Origin of the sequence: Natrinema ejinorense, from assembly GCF_002494345.1 — an archaeon.
GTDB classification, from domain to species: domain Archaea; phylum Halobacteriota; class Halobacteria; order Halobacteriales; family Natrialbaceae; genus Natrinema; species Natrinema longum.
This window is the reverse complement of sequence record NZ_NXNI01000001.1, coordinates 1,372,268-1,386,896: the sequence shown is the minus strand read 5'-3', so window position 1 is coordinate 1,386,896 and position 14,629 is coordinate 1,372,268. Positions and strand designations below refer to the sequence as shown.

The following is a 14,629-nucleotide window of genomic DNA, read 5'->3' as shown; positions in this document are numbered from 1 at the left end:
CGCGAACTTTTTATTCGTCCCGGCCGACGAAGCGGTATGGCTCGCGGTCTCGAGGGCGTCGAGACGACTCCGGTTCGCACCCTTGTAGTCGGCACGTCCGACTGGCTCCGGACGGTCACGGCGGGGCTGGCAGACGAGTCGGTCACCGTCACGGAGTCCGTGTCGACGGCGACCGAACTCACGGACGAGCGGATCGACACGGCCGACTGTGTCTTGACCGACGACCGGGACGTTCTGGCCGCGCTCGACGGGACGTGTCCGATCGTGTACGCCGTCGATCCGGCCGCCAACGAATCGGTCGCGAAACTCCGAGCGGACGGTGCCACCGACGTGATCGCCACGAGCACGATTCAGGAGCCGCCGCTGGTGGCGCATCGGCTTCGGCGGGCCCTCGAGTTCGACTCGATGCGACGGGAGACCGACAGTCGCGTGGACTGGTACCAGGCATTGATCGAACAGTCCTCGGACCTGTTGGTCATCCTCGACGAGGCGGGTGAGGTCACGTACGTCAGTCCGGCGGTCGAACGCGTCGGCGGGTTCGATTCGGCCAGAATGCGCGGCGCACACATGCTCGATTACGTCCACCCCGACGACATGCAGACGGTGGCCGACACGTTCGAGGCCGTTTGTGAGGCCAAGCGCGGCTCGACGCGGACCGTCGAATACACGTGCCGGCACGCGGACGACACCTGGTACGTTCACAAGGCCGTCCTCACGAATCGACTCGGCGACGGCACCGTCGACGGGATCGTCGCCTCGATTCGGGACATCACGACGTATCACCGAATCGAACAGGAACTCGGCAAGTCCTTCGAACGTGTTACCGACGCCTTCTACGCCCTCGACGCCGACAGGCGATTTACGTACGTCAACGATCGGACGCTCGAGTTGCTCGATATCGACGGCTCGGAGTTGCTCGGTCGGAAGGTTCTCGATGTGTTCCCGGAAATGGAGGGCTCGGCGTTCGAGTCGGCAGCCATCGCGGCGATGGACGACCAGGAGCCCCGGACGGTCGAAACCTACTTCGACCCCTACGGCGGCTGGGTCGAAGCACGGATCTATCCCTCCCCTTCGGGACTCTCGGTCTACTGGCGGGACGTCACCGAGCGCGTCGAGCGGGAACAGGACTTGACCAAGCGGACCGAGCGGTTACAGACGCTGGTCGAGAACGTCCCCGTCATCCTGTTCGTTCTCGACGAGAACGGGACGCTCACGCTCTCGGAGGGACGGGGACTCGAAAACCTCGGCTTCGACTCCGAAGACGTCGTCGGCAAGTCGTTTTTCGACGTGCTGGAGGACTACCACGAGGCGTGTGCCGACGCGAGGACGGCCCTCGAAGGGGAGGCCGTTCACTCACGCAGACAGATCTCCGATCGCGTGTTAGAGACGTGGTATCGGCCGATAACTGCCGACGATGGCGACACCGTCGATCGCGTGATCGGCATCGCGAACGACGTGACCGAACGGGTGCAGTATCAGGAGGCGCTCAATGCGTTGCACGAGGCGACCAGTCACCTGCTGACCGTCGAATCGAAAGACGAGGCCTGCGAGTACATCGTCAACGTCGCAACCCACGTCCTCGAACTCGACAGCGTCGTCTATCGGTTCGACGAGCAGAACAACGAGCTCGAGCCGGCGGCGGCCGCGTCGGCCCTCGAATCGGCCCTCGGTCCGCCGCCGCGGCTCCAGCCAAACGACAGTATCACCTGGGAGTCGTTCGTGACCGGCGACGCCGTCGTCTACGACGACGTGAGATCCGACAGTCGGGTCTACGACGAGGGGACCGCCGCCCGCAGTGGCCTCTACGTCCCGCTGGGTGAACACGGTGTTCTCGTCGCGCTCTCGACGACGGTCGGCGAGTACGACGACGAAACCGTCGAACTCGCCCAGTTGTTCGCGACGGCGGCCGAAGCCGCACTCGATCGGATCGGCCGGACGCGCCGACTCCACGACCGCGAGCAGGAGCTCAAACAGCAAAATCAACATCTCGAGCGGCTCAACGACGCCAACGAGGTGCGCCAGGATCTCGAACAGCTCCTCTTGCTGGCCGAGTCCCGCGCCGAGATCGAACGCGGAATCCCCGAGCGCCTCGCCGAACTCGAGGCGTGCTCGCTGGCCTGGATCGGCGAGCCGGACCCCAGTGGCAATCGGCTCCAGTCACGCTCTCACGCCGGTTTCGAGCGCGGGTATCTCGATGCCGTGACGGTGACGACGGTCGATAATTCGGCCGCCGAACCGGCGGGGCGGGCTGCTCGCACCCGAACACCGGTTTACGTCGAGAACGTCGCGGAGTCGGTTCACGACGGGGACTGGCGGGGCGATGCCCTGTCGCGAAATTTCCAGTCCGTCTTCGCGGTGCCCCTCGTGTACGATGGGTTCCTCTATGGAGTCCTGTCGATCTACGGTGAGAAGCGGGATGGGTTCGACGAGACGCTTCGGTCGATGCTGCGCGAACTCGGCGAAACGATCGCGTACGCGATCGACGCCGTCAAGCGAAAGAACGCGCTGGTCGGCGACAATTACACCGAGGTCGAACTCGAGGTCGCGGCCGATGCGACCCTCTGTCAGCTCGCGGCCGCGCTCGAGAGAGCCGTCACCTACGAGGGTTCGACGGTCCGCGCCAACGGCTCGCAGCTCGTCTTCGCCGCTGTCGCGGGAGCCGCCGACGGATCGGTGGCCGCCATCGACGAGACCACACTCGAGGGGATCAGTGGCGTGTCGACGATCGCCGAACACGAGGACGATACGTTGCTCCAGATACAGCTCACCGATCCGTTTCTCGGATCGATCGCCGATTCACACGGCGCGCGGTTACGGGAGTTCGTCGCCGACGAGTCCGGTGGTCGCGCGATCGTCGACGTCCCGGACGCCGTCGAGGTCCGCGACGTATTGGCCAATATCACCCGAAGTGGCCCGTCAGTCTCGATGGTCGCCAGGCGCGAGCAACGCACGAACGATCCCGAGACGCTCGACGGCCCCGCGCGGAACACCTTGCTCGAGACGTTTACGGATCGGCAGCGAGAGGTCGTCCAAACGGCCTACCACGGCGGATTTTTCGAGTGGCCCCGGCAGGCAAACGGCGAGGAAATCGCCGGCTCGCTGGATATTTCCCCGCCCGCGTTTCACAAACACGTTCGATCGGCCGAGCGGAAGCTGTTCGCGGCCCTGTTCGAGGGGACGACCGGAGAGAAGTTAACTGATTAACCACTCCCTTCGAAACCTGTTATACAGTTAACGACCAGACTCTTTACGACAACTCGTGAACGAGGGAATGACTTCCCACGGACGTACTGGGGGTACGTACAATATATGACAGAGATGAGTTCACGATCACCGGCGACCGAAATGGGGGATCAGTATTCCGTGCAATACGATAGACTCGATGACGAACCGCTCAGCGTTGCCGTAGCGGAGGCAGTCGCAACGTTTCGAAACGAAGCCGTCACCGAAATCGAGCCGCTGCATTACTCGATCAACGCCGACGCGCTCGAGCGACTGTTCGAACCGCGTGCGAACGGCCTCCGCTCGGGCGGCTCCGTCACGTTCGAATACAGCGACTGTCTGGTAACGGTCACTGCCGGCGGCGAGATCCGTATCGAATCGGTCTAGCGATACCGCTCCGTCGCTTCTGCCTTTTCTCCGATCGGTTCCGCGACAGCTGAGCGGCCACGACGGGCAGCGTCCAGTACATGTAAGCGGGTCGGTGTCGAACCTCGTTTCATGACCACTCGACTGCTCGTCCCCACCGACGGGAGCGATTCCGCGAGGGCGGCGCTCGAGCACGCACTGGATATCGCCGCCGATCAGGATGCGACCGTCCACGTGCTCTACGTTGCGGACACGAACGAACCGAGTCTAACGCAGCTCGGTGGCGACGTCGTAGACGTCCTCGAGCGGGAAGGCGACGAGATCCTCTCGGATGCCGCCGCGCTCGCCGAGGATCGTGGCGTCTCCGTTACCACGACCGTCGTTCAGGGCGATCCGCGAAAAACGATCGCGGACCGCACCACCGTCGACGAAGTCGATCTCGTGGTGATGGGGGCCCACGGGCGACGCGGGATCAGCGAGTACGTCCTCGGAAGCGTCACCGACTACGTCGTGAACCGGAGCGAGGTTCCCGTGGTGACCGTCCGTGCGGCCGACGACGCGACGCGGCGCTACCCCTACGCCGACGTGCTCGTTCCGACCGACGGCAGCGACCACGCGACGGCCGCAGTGGAACGGGCCGCGTCGATCGCCACCCGACACGGCGCGACGCTCCACCTGCTATCGATCGTCGACGAACTGCCGGAAACGATCGCCTCGGGGTCGTCCCAGCTCTCCGAACAACTCGAGGAGAACGTCCAGGAGGTCCTCGACGAGGCCGAAGCGATCGCGAGACGAGCGGGGGCTGATCCCGTAACAACGACGGTCTCGACCGGCTCAGTACCACGAGAGATCACCGCCTACGCCGACGCGGAGGGGATCGACCTCGTCGTGATGGGAACCCACGGTCACACCGGACTCGATCGTCACCTGCTCGGCAGCTTTAGCGAGCGCGTGATCCGGACGTCGCCGGTGCCGGTCCTCACCACGAGACGAACGGCCGAGCGTGACTGAGACGGTTTGCCGTCCCGATTTCCCGGCACACCCCACTGCGGATCGCGGCTGGGCCACCACTGACTGCCAGTCGGCCGTCCGAACGCGGTCCCCGAACCGCGTCGTCGCCGTCGATTCGGGACGGAAACGGGTTAGAAAAAATACTTGTGTCCGATCGATGAACCAGAACCAAATGGTCCGCACAACGGCGCTCACGTGCTCGCGGGTGATCGAATCGTGACCGAGGGATCGCGTCCATCGCTCGCTCGGTTCCGATCGGTGCTGTCGCGAAACCGACTCCGGATCGCGTTCGTAGCGATCGTCCTCGTGTCGGCCGCCGTCGTCGTCAGCGCGTCGTCGGGCGGGATTTCGACGGCGTCGAAAGAAGCCGTTCCGAACGCACCGGAAACGGACAACCATACCGTCGTCACCGAATCGGGCCGTGCCGGAACGATTACGGCCTACGAACCCGATGGCGACGTGCTCTACTACAACAACACGCGAACGAAGTACTTCGACGTCGACCCCGTCGAAGACGACCCGCTGACCGTCGAGTACACCGCGACGGACACGATCCACACCGAGGGGCCGACCTGTTCCGATCCGCCCTGTGCGCGAAACGTCATCGAACGGGCCGACCTCGAGACCGGCGAGGTCGAGGTGCTCTACGAGCGCTACGATTACAAGGAGACCGCCGGCGAGTGGCACGACGCGGATCGCATCAACGAGAGCCACGTCGTCGTCGCCGACATCGTCGCGGATCAGGTGTTCGTCGTGAACACCGAGACGGAGGTCGTCGAGTGGCTCTGGGACGCCCAGAGCGACTTCCCCGTCGAGGAAGGCGGCCCCTATCCGGAAGACTGGGCCCACGTCAACGACGTCGAATACATCGATGAGGGCGAGTTAGAGGGGACGATCATGGCCAGTCTCCGGAACCAGGACCAGGTCGTCTTCCTCGACCGAGAGGAGGGCCTGCTCGAGGACTGGACGCTCGGGGCGGAAAACGAGTACGACGTGCAGTACGAACAGCACAACCCCGATTACATCCCCGAGAGCGAGGGCGGTCCCGCCGTCGTCGTCGCCGACTCCGAGAACGGACGTATCCAGGAGTTCCAGCGCGAAGATGGGGAGTGGAATCGCACCTGGGAGTGGGAAGACGATCGGATCCAGTGGCCCAGGGATGCCGACCGACTCCCCAACGGCAACACGCTCATCACCGACACCCACGGCAATCGCGTGATGGAGGTCAACGAATCCGGGGCCGTCGTCTGGGAGGTCGGCTCGACGCTGCCCTACGAGGCCGAACGCCTCGAGACGGGTCCCGAAAGCGAGGGCGGGCAGAGCGCGGCGGCGCTGGGCCTCGAGTCCCGGACTGAAGCCGACACCGACACCGGCGGCGGTGGCGGTGGCGGCGGGTTCGATATCGATCCGCTCGGATTCCTCGGCGATCTCATCGAATCCGTTCTGCCCCACCGGATCTACAACGGCCTTCTCTTTGCGACGCCGGTCTGGATGGGCCAATCGGAGTTCGCCGCCATCGGGATCGCGCTCGTGAGCGGACTCACGTGGCTCACCATGGAGATCAGGTGGCAACTCCGCGACGCCGGCGTCAGGTTCCGGCTGCCGGTCTACCGAGGGGGCGGCGACTGATGCCCGCTCTCGCTTCTCGGTCGTTCGCGTAGCCGCGGGGCCGCTCGAATCGGGCGAGGCGACCTCGAGGGTCGCTGGGAGACGAGCGAAGGGGCCACGCGACACCCCACCTAGGCGAGCAGGTGGCCCCCGAGGAGGTAGAGCGCGGCGAGGATCGACTGAAAGGAGAGCGACCCGACCGCTGACAGGACGGCAAACGAGCGCCACTCCATCTCGGACAGGCCGGCGGGCACGGTGGCCAGTCCGCGGACGAACAGCAACGTGTTGCTTACCGGAACCGCGAGTGCGCCCCAGCGGTCGAACCAGCCGTCGAAGCGCTCGAGTCGCGACTCGGTGATCGGAAACCAGCGCTTCCGCAGGACGTACTCGCGACCCGCCCGACGGACGAGATAGAACAACCCGCACTGACCGATCGTCGTGCCGACGACCGCGATGGCGACGATCGTGATCGACTCGGGCATCGACGAGCCGATCAGGGCGAGTGCGGCCGGGACGACGAGTTCGCTCGGCATAAATCGGAGCAACATCGCCCCCTCGAGCACACAGATCCCGAACAACACTGCGAACGCGAACTCCGACGTGAACAGCGACTCGAGCCGGGGCGGCGTGTCCTCGAGTTGCAGCGGGAGCATAGCGGTCGATACTGTTCCCGTGGTGTAAGTATTATTGGTCTCTCCGAGTTCGTGCGATACGTCTGGTCTCCCCGCCGCGAACCGCAAGCTATCTTCGGGAGCCATCCGAAGGAAATCGTGATGGGACCGGGACGGATCGCGTTCCTCGCTGGGGCGTTCGCGACCCACGCGATCGTCGGCTACGCACTCGTTCGAGGGAGTACTGGGGCCGATCCGCGACTCGGGATCGTGTTCGGGCTCGTTCCCGACGTGGATTTCCTCTTTCTCTCGGCGTGGGGGCAGCCGTTCGTCCACCGCGGAATCACTCACACGCCCCTGTTCGTACTGGCGGTCGTCGCCGGCAGTTACGCGGTCGCTCGCAGTCGAGAGTTCGCGGCCGCCGTCGCCCTCGCATTGGGGTCGCATCTCGTTATCGACTCGCTCTCTCCGATGGGAATCGACCCGCTGTTCCCGCTCGAGACGAACTGGAGTCCCGGGCTCCCGGTTCACGGACCGACCGCGACGATCGTCCTCTGGACGGCGTCGATCGGGTTTCTCGCGTGGCGAACCGACGCGTTTCGATCGAGCGACTATAGTAGCAACTGAAAGTCATTGCACACCTGATCGCACGACAGCGTTGCAATCAGTGTGTAAATCGTTTCAGTTGCTACTATAGCGCCCGTGGCGACGGCGCGGTCGATGGAGGCGCGGGCACGGCGACGACTACGCGATCGGCTGCCAGATCGCCAGACTCAGCGACGCGGACAGCGCGACCGATCCGACGAGCAGGAACGCGCGGTTGATCCGCCCGTTCTTGGACGCGAACCAGTCCAGCGTGACGTGGGCCCGCCAGACGGGTGCGAACGGGGAGATCCCCATCGGCGTCACGACATCTCCCGCGAGGTGGGCGAGGATGCCACAGAACCCGAGGACGAACCCGAGCTCGAAGCTGCCATCGATCCCGACGGTCGAGCGCGCGAGGAGCACCGTTCCCGTCCCGGCGACGAGCCCGATCAGGAGGGCGAACCAGACGGTGTGCGTCGGACCGCGGTGAGCCACCCGCTCGATTCCGTTGTCGATGTCGGGGAGGGTCGCCGTGGCAAGGACGAGTACTCCACCCCAGAGAGCCGCCTCGAGCGAGTGGCTGGCGGCTATCAGTGGCACGAACGGCGCGTACAGGAGCGCGTTGAATCCGGCGTGGCCGTCTCGGTACATGCGTTCGGATCGTCGGCCGCATTCGGATCCGGAAGCGGTTAACTGCTCGGGGAGGGCGTCATCGACGATCCGGTCGTGGCGTTTCCCTCCGACGGCGATTCCGTTCGCGACCACTTCCACACGATTGGTAACACATAACGTGGAACGGGAGAGAGCCCCGGTATGGGACACGATCGAATCAACCCGGAGGGTATCGCCGATCCAGTAGACGATCTCTACTCGCAGGTGGTCGTCTCGTCGGGCGAAAAGACGATCCACGTCGCCGGGACCACCGCCCGCGATTCGGATGGTCTCGTCGTCGGTGAGACCTACGCGGAACAGATCGAGCGGACGCTGGCGAACGTCGACGCGTCGCTCGCTGCGGCCGACGCTGGTCCAGCCGACGTCGTTCGACAGACGATCTACGCGCTCGATTGTGACGCCTTCGTCGAGGAAGCGTACCCCCACGTCGTCGACTTCTACGGCGACGACGCGCTCCCGGCGTCGGCACTGATCGGAGCCGACAGCCTCGCCGATCCCGACTACCTCCTGGAACTCGAGGTCACGGCAGTCATCGAGGAGTAGCGAGGCGCTTCGACGGTCCGACGCGGGCACGTGAGCCGACTCAGCGCAGTGCTCGAACGCCAAAGCCCGACACCGAGAGCCCGCCGATCAGGACCGGCATCCAGTAGATCGCACCCCGGAAGATGAGCACGGCCGCGGTAACCGTCGACGCCGGGACGCCGGTCGTCGGGACGAGCAGCGTGACGAACACGGCATCGATCGCCCCGAGGCCGCCCGGAAGCGGGGCTGCACCCGCGAGGTTCGCGAGCGGGATCGCGAACAGCAGGACGTACGGCGGGACGGTCTGTCCCAGTGCGGCGAACGCGATCAAGAGCGCAGCCGTCTGGAAGAGCCAGCCACACAGCGACAGCCCGATCACCGCCGAGAGACGCCACCGGTCGGTCGCCACGCGTTCGATGTTCTCGAAGAACCGACCCATCCGATCCGTCAGGTCTTCCTCGAGCGTCTCCGAATCGAAGCGATCGAGGCCGAGCCGGCCGAGACGCGGGGCGATGATCGCTGGGAGCCGGTCGATGAGTCTATTCCGGTACCGCCAGACGATCACCATGACGACCACGATAGCTCCGACCAGTGCGATCGCCGACCCGACGGCCGTCTCGAGGCGCTCCCCGATCGCTGCGGTGGTCGCGTAGTAGCCGACGCCCACGAGGACGAGCGAGATCGACGGAATCACGTTGAGGACGTCGACGGTCGCGATCCCGACGAGTCCGGTTTCGTAGCGGGCGTCGGAAACCTTCGAGACGAGCAGGGCCGCGATCGGTTCGCCGCCGGCCTGCCCGAAGGGCGTGACGTTGTTGGCGAAGACGGCACCGGCGTAGACGAAAAACGACTTGACGAGGGGGATCTCGACGTCGAGAGCGGCGAGCACTGTTCGAAGCATCAGGCTCCAGGCGGCCAGCCAGCAGAGTGCGAGGGCGAACGTGGCGGCGACCAGGGACGGAGTCGCCGAGAGCAACGTATCGATGACGCTCCGTGCGCCGACGACGAAAAGCAGGACGGCGAAGACCGCAATCGCCCCGAACGCCCCGATGAGGAATGCCCGCCGGTTTCGCTCGTCCATGGCTGGTATGAATCGTCATCGAACTTGAAACGTCTGATCGACGTCGGCGAACGCGGCGTAACGGTCGGCCGTCCGGGTAGTTCAATCGATTTATTTGCGTGGAGGTGAGTAACGCCAGTAATGGAGCCGACTCGCCAGTCGAACGTCCTCTTCGTCGTGCTGGATACGGTCCGAAAGGATCGGCTCGGTCCGTACGGCTACGAGCGGGAGACGACACCCGAACTCTCTCGGTTCGCCCAGGAGGCGACGGTCTTCGAGTCAGCAGTCGCCCCCGCCCCGTGGACCTTGCCCGTCCACGCCTCGCTGTTTACCGGCCGCTATCCGAGCCAGCACGGAGCCGACCAGGGGAGTCCCTACCTCGAGAACGCGACGACCCTCGCGTCAGTGCTGTCGACGGCCGGCTACGACACCGCTTGTTACTCCTCGAACGCCTGGATCACGCCCTACACCGGGCTCACCGACGGGTTCGACCACCACGACTCGTTCTTCGAGGTCCTCCCCCGCGATGTCCTCTCGGGTCCGCTGGCGAGCGCGTGGCAGACCGTCAACGACAACGAGTACCTCCGGGACCTCGCCTCGACGATCGTCCACCTCGGAGCGAAAGCCCACGCCAAACTCGCCAGCGGCGAGGGCGCGGACTCGAAGACCCCCTCGGTCATCGACCGCACGAAGTCGTTCATCGACGACAGCGGGAGCGACGAGGGCTGGTTCGCCTTCGTCAACCTGATGGACGCCCACCTCCCCTACTACCCGCCCGAGGAGTACCGCGAGGAGTTCGCACCCGGCGTCGATCCCGACGACGTCTGTCAGAACTCCAAAGAGTACAACTCCGGGGCGCGGGCGATCGACGACGACGAGTGGGAGGCGATCCGCGGGTTGTACGACGCCGAGATCGCGCACATGGACGCCGAACTCGGCCGGCTGTTCGAGTGGCTGCGCGAGACCGGACAGTGGGACGAGACGACCGTCGTCGTCTGCGCCGACCACGGCGAACTCCACGGCGAGCACGACCTCTACGGTCACGAGTTCGCCCTCTACGATCAGCTGATCAACGTCCCGCTGCTGGTGAAACATCCGGATCTCGAGGCCGACCGGCGCGACGACCTCGTCGAGTTGCTCGATTGCTATCATACGGTCCTCGAGGCGCTCGACGTCGACCCCGAGTCCGCCGTCACTGCGGCGGCAGACGGCGACTCCGTCGCTCGCGACCCGACGCGATCGCTGCTCTCGAGCGAGTATCGGGCGTTCGACGGCGCGGCTGCTCCCGATCCCGGCCAGCAGGCCGTCCTCGAGGGGGACGGAGACGTCGATTACGGGTTCGTCGAGTACGCACAGCCGGTCATCGAACTCCATCACTTAGAGGAGAAGGCGAGCGAGGCGGGCATCGAACTCCCGGATGATCATCGCGCGTACGCGAGGCTTCGCGCCGCCCGCAGTACCGACGCGAAGTACGTCCGGGCGGACCGCATCCCGGACGAAGGGTATCGGCTCGACGCGGATCCGGACGAGGAATCGGCCATCGAGCCGTCCGACGACGAGACCGTCGCCGCGACCGAACGGGCGCTCGCGAACTTCGAAGACGCCGTCGGCGGCGCGTGGGACGACCCGACCGAGACGGACAGGGACGAAGCCGATGCCCTGGCCGAGGCCGACGAGGAGACACAGGAACGGCTGCGCGAACTCGGCTATCTCGAGTGATACGGTTTGCTGTACCGATGTACCGGTGGGACCGCAAGGCGGTCCCGGTCCCGCCAGTACTGACGTACAGTAGACCGTATGAGTCACCGACCGAGCCGGACGCCGAAATCGACCGCGTAGTCGGCGAATGATCGGTGGTATCGGCCAGTTCGGGTGACTTTCAAGAACCAATAAGAATACAGTGGTCGAATCGAAAGGTAGCGCCAACTAATGGACGACCAGCACTTCCTCGAATCGGAGTGGGACTACTGTCTCGTGCTGGATGCGTGTCGATACGACGTGTTCAGCGAGGTCTACGACGAGTATCTCGACGGCACGCTCGAAAAGCGCTGGAGCACGGGGTCGTCGACGCCGGAGTGGGCATACCGGACGTTCACCGACGAACACGACATCGCGTACTTTTCGGGGAACCCCTTCATCAACGACCTGGGCATTCCGCTCAACGAACTCAAGTGGGGCGCGAGTTGCGACTACGAGTGGTCGGCATCCGACCACATCAGCAACGTCTTCGACGTCTGGAAGACCGGCTGGGACGACGATCTCGGAACGGTTCCGCCCGACAGTCTCGGCGATGCGTTCCGAAACAATCCCGAGGCCGTCGAACGGGCCGAACGGACCGTGATTCACTACATGCAGCCCCACGCGCCCTATCTCTCCCGGGGGAAGGGACAGAAGCTCAAACAGATCCAGAAGGGGATCCGCAAGCAGGAGGAAGCCGAACAGTCGGACGGTGAGGGCGGCGGTACGCTCTCGTCGCTCGGCGACACGATCCGGCCGAAAGTCGAGAACACGCTCGAGGGGAGCGAACTCGCACAAAAGGCAGGCCTCTGGCTCGAGCTCGACCCGGCGGACCTCGTCAAGAACGGGACCCGCGAGGCGGCACTGGCGCTGTACGAGGAGAACCTCCGGATCGCGCTCGAATCCGTCGCCGACCTGGTCGAGGACCTGGACGGACGGGTCGTCGTGACCGCTGACCACGGGGAGGCCTTTGGCGAGGAGGGCGTCTGGGAACACCACATCGAAACCCACATTCCGCCGCTGATGGAGGTCCCGTGGCTCGAAGTCGAGTAACGCCGGAGATTCGACCGAGACGGACGAGCACCGGTTCGGGCCGGTGATCTCGAGTGAGCGACCATCTCGATCGGGGCCGGGATTCGACATGAAGATCAGTCACTACTTCGAATTCGAGGACCGCGTCACCGGCGGCATTCACGAGTCCGTCGTCCACCAGCGGAAGATGCTGGATCGGCTGGACATCGAGTACACGACCGAACCGACGCTCGAGGCCGACGTGTTCCACTGTAATCTCATGGGGCCACGCTCGGTCTGGTACGCGAAGCGGGCGGGCGCTCGCGGGGTTCCCGTGGTCGCCAACACCCACGTCACCGCGGAGGACTTCGGGGACAGTTTTCGGTTCACGAACGCCCTCGCCAAACCGCTGAAACCTTACCTCGAGCGGGCCTACGGGCTGGCCGACGCGCTGGTCTGTCCGTCGGCGTACAATCAGCGGCTGATCGAGACCTACACCGACGCGCCGACGACCGTCATTTCCAACGGCGTCGACCGCGAGAAACTCGAGGGGTTCGAGTCCCTGGAAGCCGAGTACCGCGAGCGGTACGACCTCGAGCCGCCGACCGTCTTCCTCGTCGGCCACGTCATCAAGCGCAAGGGGCTGAAGACGTTCGTCGAGTTGGCCCGCCGGATGCCCGAACTGGACTTCGCGTGGTTCGGCCCGCTGGACCTCTCCTTGAAAGGGACGGAAACGACGAGGCTGATCGAAAACTCGCCGGACAACTGTACGTTCACCGGCTACGTAGACGACATCCGCGGTGCGTTCGCAGCGGGCGATGTCTTCTGTTTCCCCACCCACGAGGAAAACGAAGGAATCGCGCTACTGGAGGCGATGACCGCCGGCAAACCGGTCCTCGTCCGGGACATCGAGACGTTCTCGTGGCTCGAGGACGGGGAAGATAGCCTGAAGGTAGCCGATTCGGGGGTCGGTGGGTTCGAGGCGGCGCTGGACCGGCTCAAGGACCCGACGCTTCGGGATCGGCTCGGAACGAACGCGGCACGGCGAAGCGAGGAGTTCTCGCTCTCGACGGTTGCGAACCAGTATCAGTCGCTATACGAGGAGGTGGCCTGAATGAAGATCGGATTCTTTACGGACAGTTATTTCCCGGAGATCGACGGCGTAACGTATACGATCAAGCTCTGGCGTGAGGAGCTCGAACGCAAAGGACACGAGGTCTACGTCGTCTACCCCGACGGCGACTACGACCCCGGCGAGCGTGAGGTTCCGGTCAGATCGCTCCCGAATCCCTTCTATGCAGGCTACCGGATCCCGCTGACCCGCCGCGCCTCGACGCTTCCCGACCTCGATATCGTCCACTGTCACGGTCCCGCCCCGATCGGCATTCTGGGCCGCTACTACGCCTGGAAACACGACCTACCGACGATCTACACCCATCACACGCCCCTCGAGGAGTACTTCCACCAGAGCATCAAACTCGAGTCGATCGCGGGACTGCTCTCGAAGCTGTACGTCCCCGTCGAGAACGGCTTCCTCGGAAGCTTCGACGTCGTGACCGCGTCGACGGAGCGAATCGACCGCGACGTCGAACACGTCCAGCTACCGGTCGGGATCGACATGGACTTCTTCCAGCCGACCGCGGAAGACTGGTACCCCGACCGGCGGGTCATCGGCTACAGCGGTCGACTCAGCATGGAGAAAAACGTCAGCGAGATTCTGCGGGCCGCCGAGGCGTTGCCGGAGTACGATTTCGTCGTCGTCGGCGAGGGACCGTATCGCGACTGTCTCGAGCGCAACGCCCCGGAAAACGTCGAGCTCCGCGAGTTCCTCCCCCGCGAGGAACTGCCGATCTTCTACTCCTCGATCGACACGTTCGTCACCGCCTCGACCGCGGACACCCTCGGGCTCTCGACGCTCGAGGCCAACGCCTGCGGGACGCCCGTCGCGGCCGCCGACGTCCCGCCGTTCGACCAGACGATCGGCTCCGAAAACGGCGAGCGGTTCGAGTACGGCGATCTCGAGTCGATGGTCGACGCGATCGAGACCTGTCTGTCGACCGACCGCGAGACCAGAGGGGCCGTCGAACGCTACTCGGTCAGCTACACGATGGACCACCTCGAGCAACTGTATCACAACGTACCGCTGGCGAAAGACGAGTCCCCGACCGAAGTCGAGAGCCCGTGGCGGTTCTCCGAGGAAGAGCGGAGCTGAATCGCGTTCCTG

The 14,629-nt window shown here is 64.7% G+C and carries 13 protein-coding genes; 10 read left to right on the top strand and 3 right to left on the bottom strand.

All coding sequences use genetic code 11. The features are described 5' to 3' along the window. Positions 1-36 precede the first annotated feature (36 nt). The 4 genes from CP557_RS06850 to CP557_RS06835 all read left to right on the top strand — a co-directional run bounded on the left by CP557_RS06850 (position 37) and on the right by CP557_RS06835 (position 6,228). Positions 37-3,204, top strand: coding sequence for a PAS domain-containing protein (locus CP557_RS06850; protein WP_097379229.1), 3,168 nt, complete (start codon positions 37-39; stop codon positions 3,202-3,204). Between the two features lie 105 nt (positions 3,205-3,309). Continuing rightward, positions 3,310-3,609 carry a HalOD1 output domain-containing protein gene (locus CP557_RS06845; RefSeq protein WP_097379228.1) on the top strand — a complete coding sequence of 100 codons (300 nt, stop codon included), beginning with the start codon at positions 3,310-3,312 and terminating at the stop codon, positions 3,607-3,609. Between the two features lie 111 nt (positions 3,610-3,720). Next, positions 3,721-4,599: a universal stress protein gene (locus CP557_RS06840; RefSeq protein WP_097379227.1), complete on the top strand. Its 879-nt coding sequence runs from the start codon at positions 3,721-3,723 to the stop codon at positions 4,597-4,599. A gap of 216 nt (positions 4,600-4,815) precedes the next feature. Beyond that, positions 4,816-6,228, top strand: a complete 1,413-nt coding sequence (locus CP557_RS06835) for an aryl-sulfate sulfotransferase (protein ID WP_097381556.1) — start codon at positions 4,816-4,818, stop codon at positions 6,226-6,228. Positions 6,229-6,338: 110 nt separating this feature from the next. Here the strand turns inward: CP557_RS06835 and CP557_RS06830 are convergent, their stop codons facing one another. Next, positions 6,339-6,860 (bottom strand): DedA family protein, encoded by a 522-nt coding sequence (locus tag CP557_RS06830; protein ID WP_097379226.1) that lies wholly within the window; start codon positions 6,858-6,860, stop codon positions 6,339-6,341. 120 nt (positions 6,861-6,980) lie between these two features. On the opposite strand from CP557_RS06830, the gene CP557_RS06825 reads away from it, so the two are divergent. Then, complete coding sequence (locus CP557_RS06825) at positions 6,981-7,445, top strand: metal-dependent hydrolase (protein WP_097379225.1); 465 nt, start codon at positions 6,981-6,983, stop codon at positions 7,443-7,445. Between the two features lie 117 nt (positions 7,446-7,562). On the opposite strand, the gene CP557_RS06820 is transcribed toward CP557_RS06825, so the two are convergent. Then, positions 7,563-8,054 carry a metal-dependent hydrolase gene (locus tag CP557_RS06820; protein WP_097381555.1) on the bottom strand — a complete coding sequence of 164 codons (492 nt, stop codon included), beginning with the start codon at positions 8,052-8,054 and terminating at the stop codon, positions 7,563-7,565. A 162-nt stretch (positions 8,055-8,216) separates the two neighbouring features. Here CP557_RS06820 and CP557_RS06815 point away from each other — a divergent pair, with 162 nt between their 5' ends. Beyond that, positions 8,217-8,618 carry a RidA family protein gene (locus CP557_RS06815; RefSeq protein ID WP_097379224.1) on the top strand — a complete coding sequence of 134 codons (402 nt, stop codon included), beginning with the start codon at positions 8,217-8,219 and terminating at the stop codon, positions 8,616-8,618. Positions 8,619-8,658: 40 nt separating this feature from the next. Here CP557_RS06815 and CP557_RS06810 read toward each other — a convergent pair whose 3' ends face one another. Then, positions 8,659-9,678 (bottom strand): lysylphosphatidylglycerol synthase transmembrane domain-containing protein, encoded by a 1,020-nt coding sequence (locus tag CP557_RS06810; protein WP_097379223.1) that lies wholly within the window; start codon positions 9,676-9,678, stop codon positions 8,659-8,661. 120 nt (positions 9,679-9,798) lie between these two features. Here CP557_RS06810 and CP557_RS06805 point away from each other — a divergent pair, with 120 nt between their 5' ends. From CP557_RS06805 to CP557_RS06790, 4 genes are all read left to right on the top strand, one after another. Continuing rightward, positions 9,799-11,376 carry a sulfatase gene (locus CP557_RS06805; RefSeq protein WP_097379222.1) on the top strand — a complete coding sequence of 526 codons (1,578 nt, stop codon included), beginning with the start codon at positions 9,799-9,801 and terminating at the stop codon, positions 11,374-11,376. A 210-nt stretch (positions 11,377-11,586) separates the two neighbouring features. Continuing rightward, the gene (locus tag CP557_RS06800) at positions 11,587-12,447 is read left to right on the top strand and encodes a hypothetical protein (RefSeq protein ID WP_097379221.1); all 861 of its coding nucleotides are present in this window, start codon (positions 11,587-11,589) and stop codon (positions 12,445-12,447) included. Positions 12,448-12,535: 88 nt separating this feature from the next. Then, a complete protein-coding gene (locus CP557_RS06795) occupies positions 12,536-13,519 on the top strand; it encodes a glycosyltransferase family 4 protein (RefSeq protein WP_097379220.1) in 984 nt (327 codons plus the stop codon). Beyond that, positions 13,520-14,617, top strand: coding sequence for a glycosyltransferase (locus CP557_RS06790; RefSeq protein ID WP_097379219.1), 1,098 nt, complete (start codon positions 13,520-13,522; stop codon positions 14,615-14,617). Positions 14,618-14,629: the final 12 nt, after the last annotated feature.

Bases quoted from the DNA above. Each gene is read 5' to 3' on its own strand.
- CP557_RS06850 (WP_097379229.1), top strand. From the start codon at position 37: ATGGCTCGCGGTCTCGAGGGCGTCGAGACGACTCCGGTTCGCACCCTT.
- CP557_RS06845 (WP_097379228.1), top strand. From the start codon at position 3,310: ATGACAGAGATGAGTTCACGATCACCGGCGACCGAAATGGGGGATCAG.
- CP557_RS06840 (WP_097379227.1), top strand. From the start codon at position 3,721: ATGACCACTCGACTGCTCGTCCCCACCGACGGGAGCGATTCCGCGAGG.
- CP557_RS06830 (WP_097379226.1), bottom strand. From the start codon at position 6,860: ATGCTCCCGCTGCAACTCGAGGACACGCCGCCCCGGCTCGAGTCGCTG.
- CP557_RS06825 (WP_097379225.1), top strand. From the start codon at position 6,981: ATGGGACCGGGACGGATCGCGTTCCTCGCTGGGGCGTTCGCGACCCAC.
- CP557_RS06820 (WP_097381555.1), bottom strand. From the start codon at position 8,054: ATGTACCGAGACGGCCACGCCGGATTCAACGCGCTCCTGTACGCGCCG.
- CP557_RS06815 (WP_097379224.1), top strand. From the start codon at position 8,217: ATGGGACACGATCGAATCAACCCGGAGGGTATCGCCGATCCAGTAGAC.
- CP557_RS06810 (WP_097379223.1), bottom strand. From the start codon at position 9,678: ATGGACGAGCGAAACCGGCGGGCATTCCTCATCGGGGCGTTCGGGGCG.
- CP557_RS06805 (WP_097379222.1), top strand. From the start codon at position 9,799: ATGGAGCCGACTCGCCAGTCGAACGTCCTCTTCGTCGTGCTGGATACG.
- CP557_RS06800 (WP_097379221.1), top strand. From the start codon at position 11,587: ATGGACGACCAGCACTTCCTCGAATCGGAGTGGGACTACTGTCTCGTG.
- CP557_RS06795 (WP_097379220.1), top strand. From the start codon at position 12,536: ATGAAGATCAGTCACTACTTCGAATTCGAGGACCGCGTCACCGGCGGC.
- CP557_RS06790 (WP_097379219.1), top strand. From the start codon at position 13,520: ATGAAGATCGGATTCTTTACGGACAGTTATTTCCCGGAGATCGACGGC.